Annotated in this window: 19 protein-coding genes; 18 read left to right on the top strand and 1 reads right to left on the bottom strand. The window is 51.1% G+C overall.

What is annotated here, in order from left to right; all coding sequences use genetic code 11:
* Positions 1-47: 47 nt before the first annotated feature.
* From HMPREF3192_RS04760 to holA, 18 genes are all read left to right on the top strand, one after another.
* On the top strand, positions 48-878 hold the full coding sequence (locus tag HMPREF3192_RS04760) for an ABC transporter ATP-binding protein (protein WP_331696505.1): 831 nt from the start codon (positions 48-50) through the stop codon (positions 876-878).
* Between the two features lies 1 nt (position 879).
* The gene (locus HMPREF3192_RS04755; RefSeq protein ID WP_066305902.1) at positions 880-2,031 is read left to right on the top strand and encodes a glycosyltransferase; all 1,152 of its coding nucleotides are present in this window, start codon (positions 880-882) and stop codon (positions 2,029-2,031) included.
* On the top strand, positions 2,028-3,152 hold the full coding sequence (locus HMPREF3192_RS04750) for a glycosyltransferase family 2 protein (RefSeq protein WP_066305899.1): 1,125 nt from the start codon (positions 2,028-2,030) through the stop codon (positions 3,150-3,152). The genes HMPREF3192_RS04755 and HMPREF3192_RS04750 overlap by 4 nt, the downstream gene beginning before the upstream one ends.
* Positions 3,153-3,154: 2 nt before the next feature.
* A complete protein-coding gene (locus tag HMPREF3192_RS04745; protein ID WP_066305896.1) occupies positions 3,155-4,333 on the top strand; it encodes a glycosyltransferase family 2 protein in 1,179 nt (392 codons plus the stop codon).
* A complete protein-coding gene (locus tag HMPREF3192_RS04740; protein ID WP_066305890.1) occupies positions 4,315-5,370 on the top strand; it encodes a glycosyltransferase family 2 protein in 1,056 nt (351 codons plus the stop codon). The genes HMPREF3192_RS04745 and HMPREF3192_RS04740 overlap by 19 nt, the downstream gene beginning before the upstream one ends.
* A 275-nt stretch (positions 5,371-5,645) precedes the next feature.
* Positions 5,646-6,200, top strand: coding sequence for a bifunctional pyr operon transcriptional regulator/uracil phosphoribosyltransferase PyrR (pyrR, locus tag HMPREF3192_RS04735; RefSeq protein ID WP_066305888.1), 555 nt, complete (start codon positions 5,646-5,648; stop codon positions 6,198-6,200).
* Positions 6,200-7,135: an aspartate carbamoyltransferase catalytic subunit gene (locus HMPREF3192_RS04730; RefSeq protein ID WP_066305885.1), complete on the top strand. Its 936-nt coding sequence runs from the start codon at positions 6,200-6,202 to the stop codon at positions 7,133-7,135. Before pyrR ends, HMPREF3192_RS04730 begins: the two co-directional genes overlap by 1 nt.
* Positions 7,119-8,480: a dihydroorotase gene (locus HMPREF3192_RS04725; RefSeq protein ID WP_066305882.1), complete on the top strand. Its 1,362-nt coding sequence runs from the start codon at positions 7,119-7,121 to the stop codon at positions 8,478-8,480. Before HMPREF3192_RS04730 ends, HMPREF3192_RS04725 begins: the two co-directional genes overlap by 17 nt.
* A gap of 86 nt (positions 8,481-8,566) precedes the next feature.
* Positions 8,567-9,361, top strand: a complete 795-nt coding sequence (locus HMPREF3192_RS04720; protein WP_197414567.1) for a dihydroorotate dehydrogenase electron transfer subunit — start codon at positions 8,567-8,569, stop codon at positions 9,359-9,361.
* Between the two features lie 95 nt (positions 9,362-9,456).
* On the top strand, positions 9,457-10,365 hold the full coding sequence (locus tag HMPREF3192_RS04715) for a dihydroorotate dehydrogenase (protein WP_066306068.1): 909 nt from the start codon (positions 9,457-9,459) through the stop codon (positions 10,363-10,365).
* Complete coding sequence (pyrF, locus tag HMPREF3192_RS04710; protein ID WP_066305878.1) at positions 10,359-11,117, top strand: orotidine-5'-phosphate decarboxylase; 759 nt, start codon at positions 10,359-10,361, stop codon at positions 11,115-11,117. Before HMPREF3192_RS04715 ends, pyrF begins: the two co-directional genes overlap by 7 nt.
* Positions 11,118-11,494: 377 nt before the next feature.
* On the top strand, positions 11,495-11,803 hold the full coding sequence (gene mihF, locus HMPREF3192_RS04705; RefSeq protein WP_066305876.1) for an integration host factor, actinobacterial type: 309 nt from the start codon (positions 11,495-11,497) through the stop codon (positions 11,801-11,803).
* The gene (gmk, locus tag HMPREF3192_RS04700; RefSeq protein WP_407921949.1) at positions 11,784-12,398 is read left to right on the top strand and encodes a guanylate kinase; all 615 of its coding nucleotides are present in this window, start codon (positions 11,784-11,786) and stop codon (positions 12,396-12,398) included. The genes mihF and gmk overlap by 20 nt, the downstream gene beginning before the upstream one ends.
* A 62-nt stretch (positions 12,399-12,460) precedes the next feature.
* Positions 12,461-12,754: a DNA-directed RNA polymerase subunit omega gene (locus HMPREF3192_RS04695; protein WP_066305872.1), complete on the top strand. Its 294-nt coding sequence runs from the start codon at positions 12,461-12,463 to the stop codon at positions 12,752-12,754.
* A gap of 21 nt (positions 12,755-12,775) precedes the next feature.
* Complete coding sequence (gene thiI / locus HMPREF3192_RS04690) at positions 12,776-14,110, top strand: tRNA uracil 4-sulfurtransferase ThiI (RefSeq protein ID WP_066305869.1); 1,335 nt, start codon at positions 12,776-12,778, stop codon at positions 14,108-14,110.
* Between the two features lie 109 nt (positions 14,111-14,219).
* Entirely contained in the window at positions 14,220-15,011 is a 792-nt protein-coding gene (locus tag HMPREF3192_RS04685) for a helix-hairpin-helix domain-containing protein (protein WP_066305866.1), read from the top strand.
* Positions 15,004-16,599: a ComEC/Rec2 family competence protein gene (locus HMPREF3192_RS04680; RefSeq protein WP_066305864.1), complete on the top strand. Its 1,596-nt coding sequence runs from the start codon at positions 15,004-15,006 to the stop codon at positions 16,597-16,599. Before HMPREF3192_RS04685 ends, HMPREF3192_RS04680 begins: the two co-directional genes overlap by 8 nt.
* A 28-nt stretch (positions 16,600-16,627) precedes the next feature.
* Positions 16,628-17,599 carry a DNA polymerase III subunit delta gene (gene holA / locus HMPREF3192_RS04675; protein ID WP_066305863.1) on the top strand — a complete coding sequence of 324 codons (972 nt, stop codon included), beginning with the start codon at positions 16,628-16,630 and terminating at the stop codon, positions 17,597-17,599.
* A 204-nt stretch (positions 17,600-17,803) separates the two neighbouring features.
* Here the strand turns inward: holA and rpsT are convergent, their stop codons facing one another.
* Positions 17,804-18,067: a 30S ribosomal protein S20 gene (gene rpsT / locus HMPREF3192_RS04670; RefSeq protein WP_066305862.1), complete on the bottom strand. Its 264-nt coding sequence runs from the start codon at positions 18,065-18,067 to the stop codon at positions 17,804-17,806.
* Positions 18,068-18,079 lie beyond the last annotated feature (12 nt).

Here is an 18,079-nt window from a genome sequence, read left to right as displayed (position 1 = left end):
GCAGGTTTTTTCGAGCGTGGAGCCTATGCAGTCTAAGGAGTTTTAGCTTGACGCAGACATCAGAACATACGAGTACTACGCACGAGACGCAAGTGCTACATGACGCACATAGCCCGCAAGAGCTGCATAACGCGCCTGACCCGCAAACGGTCATAGCTGTTGACGATGTTTCTATGATCTTCAACATTGCTTCCGAGCAGTTCAATTCGCTCAAGGAATATGCCTTGGCCCTTATGAAGGGTGAGCTGCATTTTAAGGAATTCCGCGCGCTCAACCATATCAATTTTGAGGTGAAACGTGGGGAAGCCTTTGGTTTGGTTGGCACCAATGGCTCTGGTAAGTCGACCATGCTCAAGATTATTGCTGGCGTTTTGGAAGCCTCAGCGGGAACTTGTCGCGTTACGGGCTCGATTGCACCGCTCATCGAGCTTGGTGCAGGCTTTGATATGGAACTCACCGCCCGCGAAAATATTTATTTAAACGGTGCTCTTCTCGGTTATAAAAAGAGCTTCATCGACGATCATTTTGATGAGATCGTCGCCTTTGCCGAGCTTCAAGACTTTATGGAGATGCCCCTTAAAAATTACTCGAGTGGTATGGTCGCGCGCATTGCGTTTGCGATTGCCACTATCACCGAGCCAGATATTTTAATTGTTGACGAAACCCTTTCGGTCGGCGACTTTTTGTTTCAGCAAAAGTGCGAGAAGCGCATCAAGGAGCTTATCGACGCCGATGGGGTTACCGTATTGTTAGTCAGCCACAGCATTGAGTTGGTCGAGCGTATTTGCGACCGTGTGTGCTGGATCGAAAAAGGCCAGCAGCGTATGCTTGGACCAACCAAGGAAGTGTGCGAGCAGTACAAGAAGTTGGAAGCGTAAGATGATTAGCTCAATCTCGACATCTTCTTCAAGTGCGCCTGCGACCAGTGCGTCTGCAAGTGCTACAACATCCGAGTGCATCCACCCACTCTTATCGGTACTCGTGCCTATCTACAATGTTGAGCGCTACCTCGAGACCTGCTTAACGTCACTGGTAACGCAGTCCTATAACAAGTTTGAGGTACTGCTCCTCAATGATGGTTCGACCGATGCCTCAGGCCGCATTGCCGCGCGCTTTGCGCAAACTTATGATTTTGTCCGCCTGATCAACAAAAAGAATACGGGCTACGGCGCAACTTTAAATGAGGGTTTAGGTCAGGCCCGCGGGCGCTACATTGCGTTTCTCGAATCGGACGACAGCATGTATCCAAATGCGTTGCAGTATTTGATGCAACATGCCATCAAAGCCGATGCCGATATTGTCCGCGGGACCTTCTCGCTCTTTTGGGAAAAACAAAACAAAGCGCTGGTACAGCATCCGTATCCTGCCGATCTTATCGGCCGTACGAAGGATTTGCGCGCTGATCTGCGTGTCTTTTTGACGCGACCCGCCATTTGGAATGGCGTGTATAAAAAACATCTGCTTGACGATAATAGCATCTACTTTTTGCAAACGCCGAGTGCCGCATATCAGGATACGTCATTTGCGTTTAAAACCTATGCAGCGGCGCAAAAGGTGCTGCTGCTCGACACACCCGTGGTCTATTATCGCCAGGATAACGAGACCTCGTCGGTTCGTTCGCGTGGCAAGGTATATGCCGTGTGCCAGGAGTTTGACGAGATCGACCGCTGGCTTACGCATCGCAATAATCAGAATTTTGAGCTGGCCTTGCGAAATGCCTCCTTCATTGCGCGCTACAATGCCTATCTGTGGAATCTTGATCGCATTGCACAAGAGTTTCAAGAGGAATTCATTATGCATATGAGCAAAGAGTTTTCGCTGATGGACGATGCAGGCCGCATTGATTGGTCGCTTATCGACGACTGGCGGGCGCTGAATTTGCGCACGATTATGCACGATCCACAGCAGTATTTGCACACCCGTCAGCGTTTGCACGGACCCAATCCCTTGGCGAAGGCCGCGTTTGCGCTGGAGCTTGGTGGCACGGGGGCGCTCTTTGCTGCCCTCAAAGAGCGAAAGGGGCGCAAATGAGTCAGGTTTCCAGTCGAGTTTCTAGTCAAGTTTCCATCGTTGTTCCCGCCTACAATGCCGAGCCCTATATCAACGAGTGCTTGGATTCGCTGTGTAAACAAACCCTGCGCGACATCGAAATTATTTGCGTCAACGACGGTTCTACCGATAAGACCGCAGAACTCATAGCCGACTACGCACAAAAAGACGAGCGCATCGTGCTTATCGACCAGTCGAATTGCGGGGTCGGCGCGGCTCGCAACGCAGGTATGCAGGCAGCGACAGGGGACATCATTATGTTTTGTGATGCCGACGATACTCTGTGTTTTAACGCTTGTGAGCTTGTGGCGCAGCGCTTTGAAGACACGAGTGCGCAGGTTGTGACCTTTGCTTTTACCACCATCGCGCCGACGCCTGCTGCTACTGCCGATTTTTCGGAGACCGACGTACATCCCGTACTCAAACAAGCCATGGATATGCGTGATGCCGTGCTCGACAACACGCCGCAATCCGTTATTGCCCTGCTCTTTAAAGAGAATGCCCGTCCATTTGGTGCTCGTATTGCCTTAACAGCGGAGTTTATGCGTACTCACAACATTCACTGGGATGAAGGCCTAACCCTCGGCGATGATCAATTTTTCTGCTTCGAGATTTATCCGCGCTCCCAGCGCACAGTGTTGATGTCGCAGCAACTGTATTGCTATCGCATGCACGAGACATCCATGACGCATACGTCCGTCATGCAGCCACAGCAGCTTTTGGAGAAGCTCTACAAGCATCTTGCGTGTGAAGAGGCCATTCTAAAGGACTGGAAGCAGGGTCAGTTTTTGGGGCTGTGTGACGAGCGTCTGATTGAATGGTGCATTGAACTGGTACTGTTTGATGTTTCGAAGCTTGATCAAAGCACACAACAACAGTTTTGGAATGATTGGAAACAACGCGTTCTTTCGTATATTGCTGTGCCGCAGCTGTTACATTCACCGCGATTGGCGCCCTATGCCAAGAGCTGTCTGAAGGATATCTGCTCCAGGCAAGCGGTGGTTTCGAAGCGTCACTTAAGCATGTTTTATCTTCGTCAGCGTGGTCTTATCAATAGCATTAAGCGCGTGGTATGGGGCCTTTCGCAAAAAGCAAAGGAGTAGTGATGAGCACAGACGCTCTAGACACAAAGCTTGACACCAAGCTCGATACGACAACATCCACACTCGCAGCGCCAGCCCCAACGATTTCGGTACTCGTGCCCATCTATAACGTTGAGCGCTACCTGGACGAATGTCTCGATTCGCTTAAGGTGCAGACCTTCCGCGACTTTGAGGTGCTGTGCATCAATGATGGTTCAACGGATGGCAGTCGCGAGATTATCCAGCGCTATTGTGATGTTGATAAGCGCTTTAGGTGTATCGATAAGCCCAACTCGGGCTACGGCGCATCCATGAACAGAGGCTTGCGAGAAGCCCGCGGAACATGGATCGCTATTCTCGAATCGGACGACATGTTTGTTCCTGAGGCACTGCAGCTTTTATATGCCAAAGCGCAACAGTTTGACTTTGCGGTCGATGTTGTCAAAGCGAATTTTTCGCTGTATTGGTCAACGCCTGAGCCACGCACTGAGTTTTTTGATGTCGTCGGCGGCTTGCCGTACAGAACCGAAGAATATCCGCTCACTCCCGCAACCGAGGCTCAAGAAATATTCTATGCAAAACCTTCGCTCTGGAGTTGTCTGTATAAGCGCAGTTTCTTGCAGGAAAAGGAAATTACATTTTTAGAAACCCCAGGCGCATCCTACCAAGACACTTCCTTTACTTTTAAAGTATTTGCAAGCGCTGCCGCATCGGCGTTTATTGGAGAGAGCATCTTGCTGTATCGCCAAGATAACGAAAACTCGTCCGTCAACAGTCCAGGTAAGGTCTTTTGCGTTTGTGATGAGTATCAAGAGATTAAACATTGGCTTGCACGTCAACCTGAACTGCAAAAACATTTACAGCAGGTTGTTGCCATCATGCAGCTCAACAGTTATTTATGGAACTACAATCGCTTGGCGCCAACTTTGCGAGAAGAATTCTTTCCCACCATGCATCAACAAATTAAAGAAGATTTTGATGCTGGACTGTTTTCTCCCGACAGCATCGGAATGTTTCGCTATGAACAAACCTGCGTGCTCGTTCAAAATCCCCAACGCTTTAAGAAGGTTTGGAGCAATGGCGAACCGCAATACGATAATCTTTCAAAGGTCATCCATCTGTTTCAACTGGGTGGAATCGGACTTGCACTCAAGCTTGTGATCTCCAAATTAAAGGATGTCCTATGCCGCAGATTTCGATAATTATTCCCATTTATAATGTTTCTGCCTATCTGCCAGCGTGCCTTGATTCGTTGCTCGCGCAAACTTTGCAGGACATTGAGATCATCTGTGTTAACGATGAAAGTACAGATGGTTCTGACGTGATCGCTGCGCAATATGCAGAAAAAGATCCTCGCTTTGTGCTTATCCATCAGCAAAATGCAGGTCCTTCTCGGGCTCGTAATACGGGTATTAGGTCTGCGTCAGCTAAGTATGTGTGCTTTTTGGATGCGGACGATCGTTTTAAGCCGCAGGCATGTCAACGCATGTATGAAGCGCTTGAACGTAGTGGTGCTGATGTGGTGGTCTTTGGCGGCGAAGCTCTGCCACTTGAGACAACATATCCTTGGCTTGAGTATGTGTTGTCACCAACAACAAAATATATTGCTCCCGTAAGTCCCACCATACTATTTACAGAACCGATAAAACCATTCTCTTGGCGGTATGCCTGTCGACGTGATGTTTTATTAGATAAAAACATTTTTTACGATGACGAAATACGCTATGGAGAAGATCAAATCTTTGCATTTGAGATGTTCCCTCAACTACGGGCTGTGCAGTTAATAAGTGATAAGCTATATCAATATCGCATTAATCGTGAATCTTCTGCGCTTACTGAGATGCTTACAAATAAGCATAAGTTTTTACGCGAACAAATACGTATCGAGGCAGTCATTTTGCAAAAGTGGCAAGCGCTCGGTATTCTCGATAGCTATATGCCAGAGCAGCTGAGCTGGATGGTCGAGTTTTATTTGCGCGATGCCTTAGCGCTTGAAGACGATGCATGGGCCGATGTACTCGCCGCGGCTTCGAAGCTCATGCGCGCTTATGTATCCAGGGATGACATCACAAACGCGCATCTGTCAGGTGCCACGACGCAGCTATTGTTGTGGTGTTATGACAATCATGTGACGTCTTCGACACAGCGCCTTATGCTCAAAGCCCGTTTTGTCCTCGAAGAGCAGGGCAAACGTGGTTTTGTAAAAGCAGCGCTGCGAAAAATCTTCAAACGTTCATAGTTTGTGCAAGCCTTGTGCCCGCTTTTGTGTTACAGTGCTTCTAGACCTTTAAGTGAGGTACGAGATACCCGTAAGGTGCTTAAAAACACGAGCGTGACCAACGCACCAACGTAGGAGCGAAGGCTTGAGCTACGCCAGCAGCAATGGTGACGTCAACGCCAATGCCAACAGCAACGCAAAACTGCGCGCGTGTTTCAACAATAAAGCAACGCCCCAAGCTGGATGTCTTGTGCCGCACGAACGGCAAGGACATCTTTTTTTATGAAGGGGGTCGTATGGAGCAGCAAGCAAAGGCAGTCCTTATGGACGGCGCTGTAATGGGTCGCGCGATTACGCGTATTGCTCACGAAATCGTAGAACACAACGAAGGGGCTTCTCACCTTGCGCTGGTAGGTATTGTGCGCAGAGGAGTGCCTTTAGCTGAGCGTCTTGCCGACGCTATCGAGAAGATCGAGGGTGTACGCCCGCAGGTCGGTACCCTAGATATCAGTTTTTATCGAGACGATGTCACGCGCGCCATTGCGCCTGTGTTGCATGCCACCAACATTCCTTTTGCCATTGATGACACCGACATTGTGCTTGTCGACGACGTGCTGTATACCGGCCGCACCGTGCGCTCGGCCTTGGACGCGCTGATGGACTTTGGTCGTCCTTCCACCGTCCAGCTGGCTGTTATGGTTGATCGCGGTCATCGCGAGCTGCCGATCCGCGCGGATTACGTCGGCAAAAATGTTCCTTCATCTCACGAAGAAGACGTACGCGTACAAATTACGCCCTTCGATGACGTCGACTCGGTGGGCATTTGGGAGAAAAATGGAGGTGCACGCTAATGCTTTCCGTCAAACATCTAATCGACACCAATAGCTTAACCGCGGACGACATTACGCAAATTCTGGATACAGCGGCTTCGTTTGAGCAGGTTAACAGCCGTGCCATTAAAAAGGTACCCGCCCTTCGCGGACGCACGATCGTCAATCTGTTTTTGGAGCCTTCGACACGCACGCGCAGCTCGTTTGAGCTGGCCGAGAAGCGTCTGAGCGCCGATGCGCTTAACATGGGTGGCTCCACGAGCTCGGTGGTGAAAGGCGAAAGCCTCGCAGACACCATTCAAACGATTGACGCCATGAATGTCGACATGTTTATTTGTCGCGCACGCCTGGCAGGTACGCCTCAAAAAATTACCGAGAATACCGATGCGGTTGTCATCAACGCAGGTGACGGTAAACATCAGCATCCCACCCAGGCCATGCTCGACTTGTATACCATTCGCAAGAACTTTGGCCATCTGGACGGCTTAAAGGTTGCTATCGTCGGCGACCTCAAGCATAGCCGCGTCTGCGGTTCCTTGGCACCCGCCCTCAAAACCATGGGCGCTTCAGTCACGTTGGTGGCACCTCCCACTTTCCAGGTCGATGACCCCGAGTGGTTTGGGTGCCCGCAAACCTCCAGCTTGGACGAGGTATTGGAAGATATGGACGTCGTTTACATGCTTCGCGTACAGCTCGAGCGCATGGAAGGTGCCGCCATTCCTTCTCGTCGTGAATACAATCGCCTGTACGGTTTGGATGCCGCTCGCGAAAAGCGCATGAAGCCCAATGCCATTGTGTGCCACCCAGGCCCCATGAACCGCGGTATGGAAATTAATACAGAAGTTGCCGATAGCGCTCGTTCAAGGATTCTTAACCAGGTCAACGCTGGCGTTTTAACGCGTATGGCCGAAATGTACCTGCTTTTGGGAGGAGAAAACAATGTCGTATCTGCTTAAAGGCGCGCATGTCGTAGACCCAGCCGTCGAGTTGGATGGTATCTATGATGTCTATATCCAGGGTGATCGCATTGCTGCGGTAGCCCCCGAGCTTGACGTCGCACAGCTTGCTGTCGGCGCAGATGCCCTCAACGACGGCAGTGCGAATACCACCAACACCGCCACCGACAACGACATTACCGTTATCGATGTCTCTGGCAAGTACCTGGTACCTGGCCTCGTCGACATGCACGTGCATTTTCGTGATCCTGGCTTCGAGTACAAAGAGACCATCGAGACGGGCTCTCGTGCGGCCGTGCACGGCGGCTTTACCGATGTCGCGACTATGCCGAACACCGATCCCGTGGCCGACACGGGTGCCGAAATTCGCTACCAGTACGACCGCGGCGCTGCTGCAGGGTATGCTCACATCCGTCCCCTGGGTGCGCTTACCCGTGGCGAGAAGGGCGAGGCAATTGCCGAGATCGGCGACATGGTTATGGAAGGCGCTTGCGGCTTTTCGGACGACGGCCACGGCGTTCAGTCGGCTGGTATGATGCGCACCTGCATGGAATATGTATCGCAATTCGACCGCGTGGCAATCGCCCACTGCGAGGATAATTCCCTATCGTCCCACGGCGTTATTAATGAAGGCTATGCCTCCACGCGCTTGGGTATGTTTGGCTGGCCTGCACTGGGCGAAGAGCTCGAGATTTATCGCGACATTGAGCTGTGTCGCATTACCAAATGCCCCTTGCACATTGCACACATTTCTACTAAGAAGGGCCTCGACTTGGTGCGTGCTGCCAAGGCCGAAGGACTGCCTGTGACCTGCGAAGTTACACCGCATCATCTCTTCTTGTGCGAGGACGATATTACCGACACCTACAACACGAACCTCAAGATGAATCCGCCGCTGCGTCTGGCAAGTGATGCTGCCGCACTGCGCGATGGTCTTCTCGACGGCTCGATCGATTGTATTGCTACCGATCACGCGCCCCATGCCGCACACGAGAAGGATTGCGAGTGGGAGATCGCGTTTTGTGGCATGATAGGCCTTGAGACCTCGTTGCCGCTGATGATGACGCACATGGTGCTTTCAAACAAGATGAGTATGGTTCGTTTGGTCGAGCTGATGGCCATCAATCCTCGTCGTATTTTGCGCTTGGAGCCTGTGAGCATAAGCGCTGGCAACGTGGCAGATATTACCCTGATTGATCCCGAGAAGACCGAGCGTATTACGCCCGATTATTTTGAGAGTAAGTCGAAGAACTCGGGCTTTATCGGCCAAGAGCTCACGGGCTTTGCAAGTGATGTGTTTGTCGCTGGCAAGCAGGTTGTGTCTCAGGGCGCGGTTGTCGAGTAGTAAGACTAGCTGTCGAGTAGCAGCTTACCGCGCACAGCGATGGGTAGTGAGTAAAGGAAGGTTGGAAGGTGCAAGCATATCCTCATATGAATACACATCTCGGTTTGTATGATTTTGAAGTAGTAAAAAACGAGCCCGTAGGTGATGCGTTGCAAAGGATTGTGATTGCCTCTCCCGAGCTTGCTTCTACGATTGCCCCTGGTCAATTTGTGAATATTGCGGTGCCAGGTGACGCACGTCACATTACGCGCATCCCGCTTTCGTACAGTGCCTCCGATGCCAAAAACGGTATCGTCGAAATTGTCTACGCCATTGTAGGGGAGGGCACGCGACGTCTTGCTGCAATGAAACCGCAGCAGACTTCCGACCTCGTGGGTCCTTCCGGGAATGGTTGGCAGATTTCTGCGGCACGCGATACGGGTCGTGTGTTGCTTGTTGCTGGTGGTGTGGGCATTACACCCATCGTGGGTCTGGCTCACGAGCTGCAGGCTCGCGGCAGAGCCTTTGACGTGGTCATTGGTGCGCAAACCAAGGCACGCCTTTGGGGTGTGACCCAATCGCGCGACGCTGGTGCTGGGCGCGTGATGATAACCACCGATGATGGAAGCTGTGGCATGCGTGGATTTACGACCACCGCCGCAGAAGAACTCCTAAAACAACAGGGTTACGACTGCGTTTATACCTGCGGCCCCGCACCGATGATGGCTGCGATCGCACGCATCGCCAAGCGCTATCATACCGACTGCCAAGTTTCTCTTGAGCGCATGATGGCCTGCGGCTTTGGCGCATGTCACGTGTGCAATGTCGCCATGATTGCTGGCGGTTACAAACGCTGCTGCACCGAAGGTCCCGTCTTTGATGCCGAAGAGGTGGTGTGGTAATGCACAACAAACTCAATACCTGCACGCAGCCAACTGCTCTCGATACCTGTGTGCAGCCGCCTGCCGAGAAGGCCGATCTTCTCGCTAAACCCGACATGTCCGTTACTTTTGCTGGCCTTTCCTGTAAAAACCCCGTGAACACTGCCTCGGGTACCTATGGTCAAGGCTGCCAATTCGAGCCCTTTTATGACGTTTCGGTGCTGGGGGCCATCACCACGAAGGGTTGCTCTGCCGAACCATGGGAGGGTAACCCCGCGCCGCGTACCGCCGAAATCACCGCGGCCATTATTAACTCGGTCGGGCTGGAAAATCCTGGTGTCGAAGCCTTTTCCAAAACCTATGGCGAGTACCTGACCGCGCTGGCGGTCAAAGGCACGCGTATCATTGTACAGGCGGTGGGCCACACCCTGGAAGAGTACATCGAATCTGTCGAGAAGTACGAGGAATTTGTACCTTTTGCCGATGCTATCGAGCTCAATGTCAGCTGTCCCAATGTTTCGGCAGGTGGTGCTGCTATGGGTGGCACACCTTCGGGTGCGGCGGGGGTGGTTCAAGCCGTGCGTTCGCGCACAAAGCGCCCGCTTATTGTCAAGATGGCGCCCGTCAACATTGCCGAGATTGCTCGCGCGCTCGAGGCTGCGGGTGCCGATGGTTTATCGTTAATCAATTCCATTCCTGGCATGGCCATTGACGTGCACACGCGCCGAAGTCGTTTGGCGCGGCCTGTTGCAGGTGTTTCGGGGCCAGCGATTCATAACATTGCGGTGCGCATGGTGTGGGAAGCATATAAGGCCTGCAAGCTGCCGTTATGTGGCATTGGTGGCATTATGACGGGTGAGGATGCGGCTGAGTTTATTTTGGCGGGCGCCACGCTTGTCTCGGTAGGTACGGCCAATATGGTGGATCCTACTTCGGCGCCTCGCATTTTGTCGGAGCTCGAGGCGTGGGTTGCTTCGCAAGGTGTTTCGAGTATTACTGAGTTGATAGGAGCATTTGAATGCTAGAAGCTACGAATAATACGTTCTACGATGCGGCCTATGACGCCTGCGCACAAAAGATTATTGTGGCGCTCGACTGCGACGAAGATACCGCTCTTGAGCTGGTCAAGCGCCTGAGTGGTCATGCGCAGTGGGTCAAGGTAGGCATGACCCTGTATTACGCCTGTGGACCTCGTATTATTAGCACGATGCATGAGGCAGGCATGAAGGTATTTCTCGACCTTAAGTTGCACGACATCCCGCATCAGGTACATGGTGCTATTATGTCAGCGGCACGTGCTGGTGCTGACATTATTTCGATCCACGGCTTGGGTGGGCCCGACATGATTGCCGCTGCAGCCCAAGGTTTATCGGAGCACTGTTTTAATGCCCGTACTGCCAACACAAAGCTCATTGCAATTACGGTGTTGACCAGCATGAATCAGCAGATGCTCGAGCAAATTGGCATAAGCGACGAGCTCACTGATGAGGTCAAGCGTTTAGCCGAGCTTGCCTACACTCATGGCGCGCATGGTGTGGTTTGTTCTCCGCAGGAAGCGAGCATGATGCGTGAGCTTTTGGGTGAGAAAGCCCTTATTGTCACGCCAGGCGTTCGCCCGCGCGGTTCGCAGCTTGGCGATCAAAAGCGTACAGCAACTCCTGCGCAAGCACTTGCGGCTGGCGCCTCGATGGTGGTTATCGGGCGTCCCATTACGCAAGCAGACGATCCAGTAGCAGCCTTCGATGGTATTATCGACAGCATTATTGCGGAATCGTAAGTTTTATCGATGCGCCAAAACGCTTGCGTCAGCGCAGTCTGCACCAAAACGCTCGTGTCAAGCTCGCGCCAGCTGCGTGAAAAAATTGCTCAAAAGGGATAAAAATCTGCAATCTGGGCTCAAAATTGAGCGTTTGGGGGCAAAAAAACACCGTACACCAGATATTTAGTGCTGTTTACTTAAAAAGTTTTATTTTTTGAGAAATTTTCCTGTTAGTTATGTAAAGTGAATGGTGTAATCTCATACTTTGAGCAGATTGCACTTGATTTTGCAGCGTGGTATGCCAAACTAGTTTTTCGGTTATTGCATATCTTGCGAGTTATTGTGCAGTTATGCATCAAACAAAGTATGCAAACGTTATGTGTTTGGAGGAAAACATGGCTCTCCCTAACCTTACCCCTGAGCAGCGCAAGGCAGCTCTTGAGAAGGCAGCAGCTGCTCGTCACCAGCGTGCCGAGCTTCGTGAGAAAATCAAGAACGGCGATGTCTCTCTTGACAGCGTTCTTAACTCTGATGATCCTATCGCCAGTCGCTTGAAGGTTTCTGCACTTATTGAATCTTTGCCTGGTTATGGTAAAGCAAAGGCTGCTAAGGTCATGGCAGAGCTTGGCATTTCTGATTCGCGTCGTGTAAAGGGTTTGGGCGCCCGCCAGCGCGAGCAGCTTCTTGAGGCTCTTTCTAAGTAACGTGTTAGTAAATCCAAGACTTTTTGTCGTTTCGGGACCGTCAGGCGCAGGTAAAGGTACGTTGCTCGAAAAAGTTCGAGCACAACGCCAGGACTTGGGTCTGACGGTTTCGGCAACTACACGCGCTCCACGCCCTAGCGAGATAGATGGCCAGGCGTATCACTTTATGTCGCAGACTCAATTTGACGAGCACCTGCGCAAGGGTGACTTTTTGGAGTGGGCACGTGTGCATGGCCACTGCTATGCCACGCCAAAATCCGAGGTCGATGCCTGTCTTGCAAAGGGTCAATCGGTTATACTAGAGATCGATGTCCAAGGAGCGTTGCAGGTCAAAGAGCGTATCCCCGAGGCCGTTCTTATCTTTATTGAGCCTCCGTCGCTTGAGGTCCTTGCGCAGCGCTTGCGTAATCGTCATACGGAGGCCGAGAAGGACATCGAATTGCGCCTTGCCAATGCGTCCAAAGAATTATCTCTTGCCGATAAGTACGATGCGCGCATTGTAAACGACGATCTTGCGACAGCAGCTCGCGAGCTAGCAAGCTGTATACGCCGCTACGAGGCAGGCGACACTACCGCGGCTGCTACTACAAAGTAGTCAGCGCTACAAAGTAGGCGACGCCACAAAACGAACGAAGAAATGAATGAGGGAGGGGCTTGATGTCTGTCATTCAGCCGCAAATTAATTTACTTCTCGAGAAAACCGAGCACAACCCCTTTTTACTTTGCTCTATAGCAGCGAAGCGTGCCTGCGATATTAATGACATGCTTCGCGGTCAGCACCAGCGCGTTGCCGCGGTGCGCGATATTGATGACATCACCACCCTGGCTTCTGGCAAAGACTCCATTGGCATTGCCATGGACGAGGTGGCTGACGGCAGCCTGAGCTTCGTGAAAGAAGCCTTTGACGAGGACATCAAGGCCGCCAACAGCAAATTTGACATCATTGAGTAAGTACGTGTGTGATCGACAACTATGATTTCACGTGTTTGTTTAGTGCACTACCACGAGATAGGGCTCAAGGGCAAAAACCGCGCGCGTTTTGAAAACCAGCTTATCGTTAATTTGCGCCACGCCCTAAAAGACTATCCCGTGCAAGATATTAAGCGTATTTCTGGTCACTTGCGCATTCGCATTTCGGATGATCAAGCTGACGAGAAGATCCTCGAGGCTATAGCACAAACGGTTTCGCAGATACCGGGTGTTGCGCGAGCCTCTCTTGCGTTTAGAACCGCCCAACAAGAAGAAGAATTTTGCCAAGCTGCGGTGGATGCATTGACGCAGGCCGCGGCTGCGCGCGCAGCGTCAACACTATCGGGGCTTGCTGCCTCGGGCAGTTTTGCAGTTTCGGCTGCTGCGAGCTCGGACGGATTCGAGACCTTTAAGGTGCGAGCCCGTCGCAGTGCTACCGATTATCATTTGCATACACTCGAGCTCAACCGTCTGGTTGGTTCGGTACTCTGTGAGCATTTTCCCGATAAAAAAGTCGATGTGCATAACCCCGATATCGTGGTGCATGTCAACGTGGTGCAAGGCGATGTCTACGTCTACGCACACTCACTGGTGGGCGTGGGTGGTCTTCCCGTCGGCACCGCTGGAAAAGTTGTGTCCTTGCTTTCGAGCGGTATCGATTCTCCTGTTGCCAGTTGGATGGTGGGGCGTCGCGGCGCCATCGTGGTACCCGTGCATTTTTCGGGCCGCCCAATGACCTCTGATGCCAGCGAATACTTGTGCCAAGATATCGTCGAGAAGCTCAAGAGCGCTGGCAGTATCGGCCGGATGTATGTGGTTCCCTTTGGGGCTGTACAGCGCGAAATTTCGCTTGCTGTCCCGCAAAGCCTGCGCATTATTATGTATCGACGTATGATGTTTCGCATTGCCGAGCGTGTGGCGCGACTGGAAGGTGCGCAAGCGCTGGTCACGGGCGAGTCACTGGGGCAAGTGGCATCGCAAACGCTCGAAAACATTACCGCAACCAACGAAGTGGTCGACATACCCGTCTTCAGGCCGCTGATTGGCAGCGATAAGCAGGAAATTATTGCCCGCGCCCAGCAGATCGGTACTTTTGAGATTTCGAGCCAGACAGCACCAGATTGCTGCACGCTGTTTATGCCTCGCCGCCCCGAAACGCATGCCCGCTTGCGGGAAGTTCATGCAGCTGAAGCATTGTTTGATTTTGAGGCGGCCCTCGAGCAGTTGATGCAGCAGATCGAATATATCGATACGGGCGACTGTCCTTCCTATAAGCCTCCACGTGAGCTGAGAACCTATCATGCTACGTTGGGGCCAGCCGCGGTACCAATCTCGTAAGCTGTGTTAGCTTCGTGTTAGATTTTTGACAGCTTGCGCGCCGCTTTTTGAGATAGTACAGAAGCTGTACGCGAAACCTCTTCAGAATTGTACTGAGGAGGTTTTTTGTATGGCTCAATATTTGTCTCGACCGCTGACAAGTTTTATCAGACGTCACGGGCTCACGAAGCAAAAATTATGGCTGTTAGCAGCTGTGATGCTGCTGGGACTTGCGTGTGGTATTGCATGGCGTTTTCGCAGCTCGCTTGCAAGTATGGTTGCGGGCTGGCCGCTCTTCTCGACAGGGGTATCGGCACAAATTATTGACGATGGATCTGGCGAGAAGGTCGCTGGAGGAAAAAAGACACAGGCGGCGGGCACGAGCGAAGCACAGCAAGAATCAAGTCGTGCAGCCGAATTAGTAATGGTGCACGTGGCCGGAGCCGTCAAAAAACCTGGTGTCTATAGCCTGTCTTCTCAAAAGCCTCGCGTACAAGATGGCATAGATCAAGCAGGTGGCCTGCTAGAGGGCGCAGATGTGACAAACATCAACCTTGCTGAGCTTGTTGAGGATGGCAGCAAAATTTACGTTCCAAAAAAGGGAGAAGAGCCGCGTTTTGATGCCGCAGCTGTGCCCGTACCAACGCCTTTGGGACAGTTGCCAGCCACGGCGCAGGGTAGCGCGCAGCGAGCAAGTCGAGGTCGAGCATCACAAACGGGACGAGCTCAAAAGCCTGTGAACATTAATACCGCCACAGAAGAACAGCTCATGACGTTGCCAGGGATTGGACAGTCGACAGCTCGCAGGATCATACAGGATAGAAAAGAGCATGGTAAGTTTAGCTCGCCCAAAGATCTGATGCGCATCAGTGGTATTGGCGAGAAGAAATTTGCAAAGTTGCAAGGTAAAATCCGTGTCTAACAGCGCAATTTTGCCTTACAAGCCAGAGCTATCCGAAATCTGGTATCTGTTGCTTGCGTGCCTTGGGATAAGCTTGTTGCTGTTGTATAACCCTGGATGGTTTGCGCCTGTGAGTGCACTTGTCGCTTGTAGCGGCGCGGGTATGTATATTTTGGTACGACGCAACAAAGTGCCAGTCGTTCGTGCAGGCATTTGTATGTTTTTGCTTGGTATTTGTCTTGTGCGAGTGTGGCAGACATCACAAGCATTTGTTGAAGCGTCACAGTGGTTTAAAAAGACCTCACTTTCGCAAGTACGTTTTGAAGCGCTCAGCGATAGTAGCAAAAGCTATGGTAGCTATAAAACAAAGGCACTCTGTTGTAGCAAAGACGTACGGCACCAAGTGCAAGCATGGCTTGTAAGCTCACAACCGCTCCGTTATGGTGATACATTTCAGCTTATTGGTCAGGCAAAACCTTTACCAGCCACGCAGGCTCAGCAGGCGTCTGCAAAAGGAATTGTAGGGAAGGTGCAAGTACGAGCTATTACACACATGATACGACCTCAGCATGTATTTGTGGGGCTTGTAGACTTTCGTAATTGTGTGCTCTTCTCGCTTGAGCCCGAAAAAAGTCCCACAAGAGCTTTAGCTGCTGCCTGTGTATGTGGTTACAAAACAGCGCTGGATCGATTTGGTATATCCGATATGTTTGCTCGCGTTGGACTGGCGCATATCGTGGCGGTATCGGGATCGCATTTGGCGTTGGTCAATATGCTATGTGCAGCTGCCATAGGACGCCTGCCATTAAAACCTTTTGCGCGCAGTGTATTGCTTATGAGTATCTGCGGGCTGTTCGTTTTGTTTTGCGCGTGCCCTGCTTCGGCGTTGCGCTCATGGTGCATGACGGTGGTAGGGCAACTATCAGGTATATGGGGAAGACGCAAAAGTGCCCTTGCTGCAAGCTGTAGCTGTGCCGTGGTACTCATCCTGATTCAGCCCACGCTTGCGACTGACATCGGGTTTTTACTGTCGTTGGTGTCAGTGTTGGGGCTGTGTATCTTCTCGTCCTATGCGTCCTGGCTCTTACATGAACTGGTGGGTACAACATCGCTGTATATACCAGCAGCACCCAAAAAGCTCATGGGTATCCTGCGGCGTGCATTTGTAAGCACAACGAATACTATGACAAGTTCTCTTGTGGCGTTGTGGTGCACCTTTCCGCTGACGCTGGCACTTTTTAAACAGCTGTCATTGGTGGCAATTTTGGCAAATATCTGCATTGGACCAATATTTTTTATCTTTATGCTTCTGAGTTTTGCGGTGATGGGGGTGGTTTATGTTATCCCGCAGCTAGGATTTTTATACTTTGTTATTGATGGAGTGGGTGGGTTTGTACTGAGTTGCGCACAGGCTTTGGCAAACCTGCCCTTTGCCTGTATTTATTGGGAACAGCCGCACCCGCTTATTATTCTTGGCAGTGCAGCGTGTATGCTTATAGTATTGTATCGGTGGCCGCTACCATCAGAGAAAGCGCTTGCACGCGCACGTATGGTGCTGGGTATGATGCTTCTGGCAGCTGCTATTGCGTTATGTGTCGCTGCGCTGTAGACGCATTGTTACGAGATGGGATTAAGGTATGGCAAAAGTGCCGAAAGATAGTCTTTTATCTGCCTATTTGTTGGTAGGAACCGATGAGCTGAAACGTCAACACTCGCTCTCGCGTCTCAAGGACTACCTGAATCCCGACTTTTTTGATTTTAACTTTGAGGAACATCTTGATGCCTCTGCACTTGAACCAACACCCTGTCTTGATGCTTTGCAGCAACTTCCCTTTGGCGACACTCGTAAGCTCTTTGTAATTCACAAGGTCGAAAAGCTCAAAAAAGAGACCTCAGAAGCCCTCGTGAGTTATTTATATAATCCCAATCCCGCAAGCATTTTGCTTTGTATTGCTGATGCACTTCCCAAAAATACACGCCTCTATAAAGCGATTGCGCACTGTGGTAAACAGGCAATCATTGATTGCAAAACAAAACAATATGCGGCACTTGTCAAAGAGATACAAGTCTTAGTACGCAACCATGGTCTGAGCATAACCACCAGTGCCGCCCGCTTGCTGCAGGCACGCCTCGGTGACTCCATGTTGATGCTCGACAATCAAATTGTCTCATTAGCTCAGCGCTTTGGCACGGGCTATTGTCTTGAAGATGCCGATATTACGACCTATGTTCCGCAGCTGGTTGAAGCAAACATTTGGAATTTTTTAGATGTGCTCTCAAAGCGAAATCGAGCTGAAGCACTATCGCTTTTCTCGACGATTAAACCGAGTTCGTACATCCTGATGCACATACGCATTGTGGCGCGCTTACGCGAACTTATCTGCACCAAGACGTTGCAACAGACACACGAGGAGTATCGTTTACCCGAGCTTTTACACAGGCAAGCGTGGCAGGTCGAGAAGTACCATGGCTTTGCCTCGTTATTTAGTGAGCAAGAATTGCTCGACTGTCTCGCGCGTGCCAAGCAACTGGAATGGTATTTAAAAAATACGGCTGACAAACAACAGGCGTGCGTTCGCTTTATTGTCGCGATGACAAAGAGCAAATAAGAAGGCAAATAAAAAAGGCAGACAAGCCCCGCGGTGCGGATGAGGCTACATAGTTCCCCATAGTTTGTCTGGATGTCAGCTCAAAAACGCTCAAAAAAAGACCTCGTCAGCACACGAGGTCTTACACACAAAGATTATATAAGCGCTTAAAGTGCAGATTTGCCTGAAGATCAAACAAATATGCAAGCGTGGACAAGCGAAGCGTTAGCCAAGCGTGTTGATAAGCTTTGCAATACCACTTTTACGCTGAGCAGCCTGATTCTTGTGAATGATGCCCTTAGCAGCAGCCTTGTCGAGCAGGCGAGAAGCGTGCTTCACAGCTGCCTTTGCAGCGTCAGCATCGTTTGCCTCTACGGCAAGACGTACATTCTTGACAACAGTTTTGAGCTCAGAACGAACTGCCTTGTTGCGAATGCGTGCTTTCTCAGCGGTTTTATTGCGCTTAATTTGAGACTTAATATTAGCCACGTGTGTTTTCCT

The organism is Atopobium deltae (assembly GCF_001552785.1).
GTDB lineage: Bacteria > Actinomycetota > Coriobacteriia > Coriobacteriales > Atopobiaceae > Atopobium > Atopobium deltae.
The sequence above is the reverse complement of the archived record's forward strand: the minus strand, read 5'-3'. Positions and strand labels throughout refer to the sequence as shown.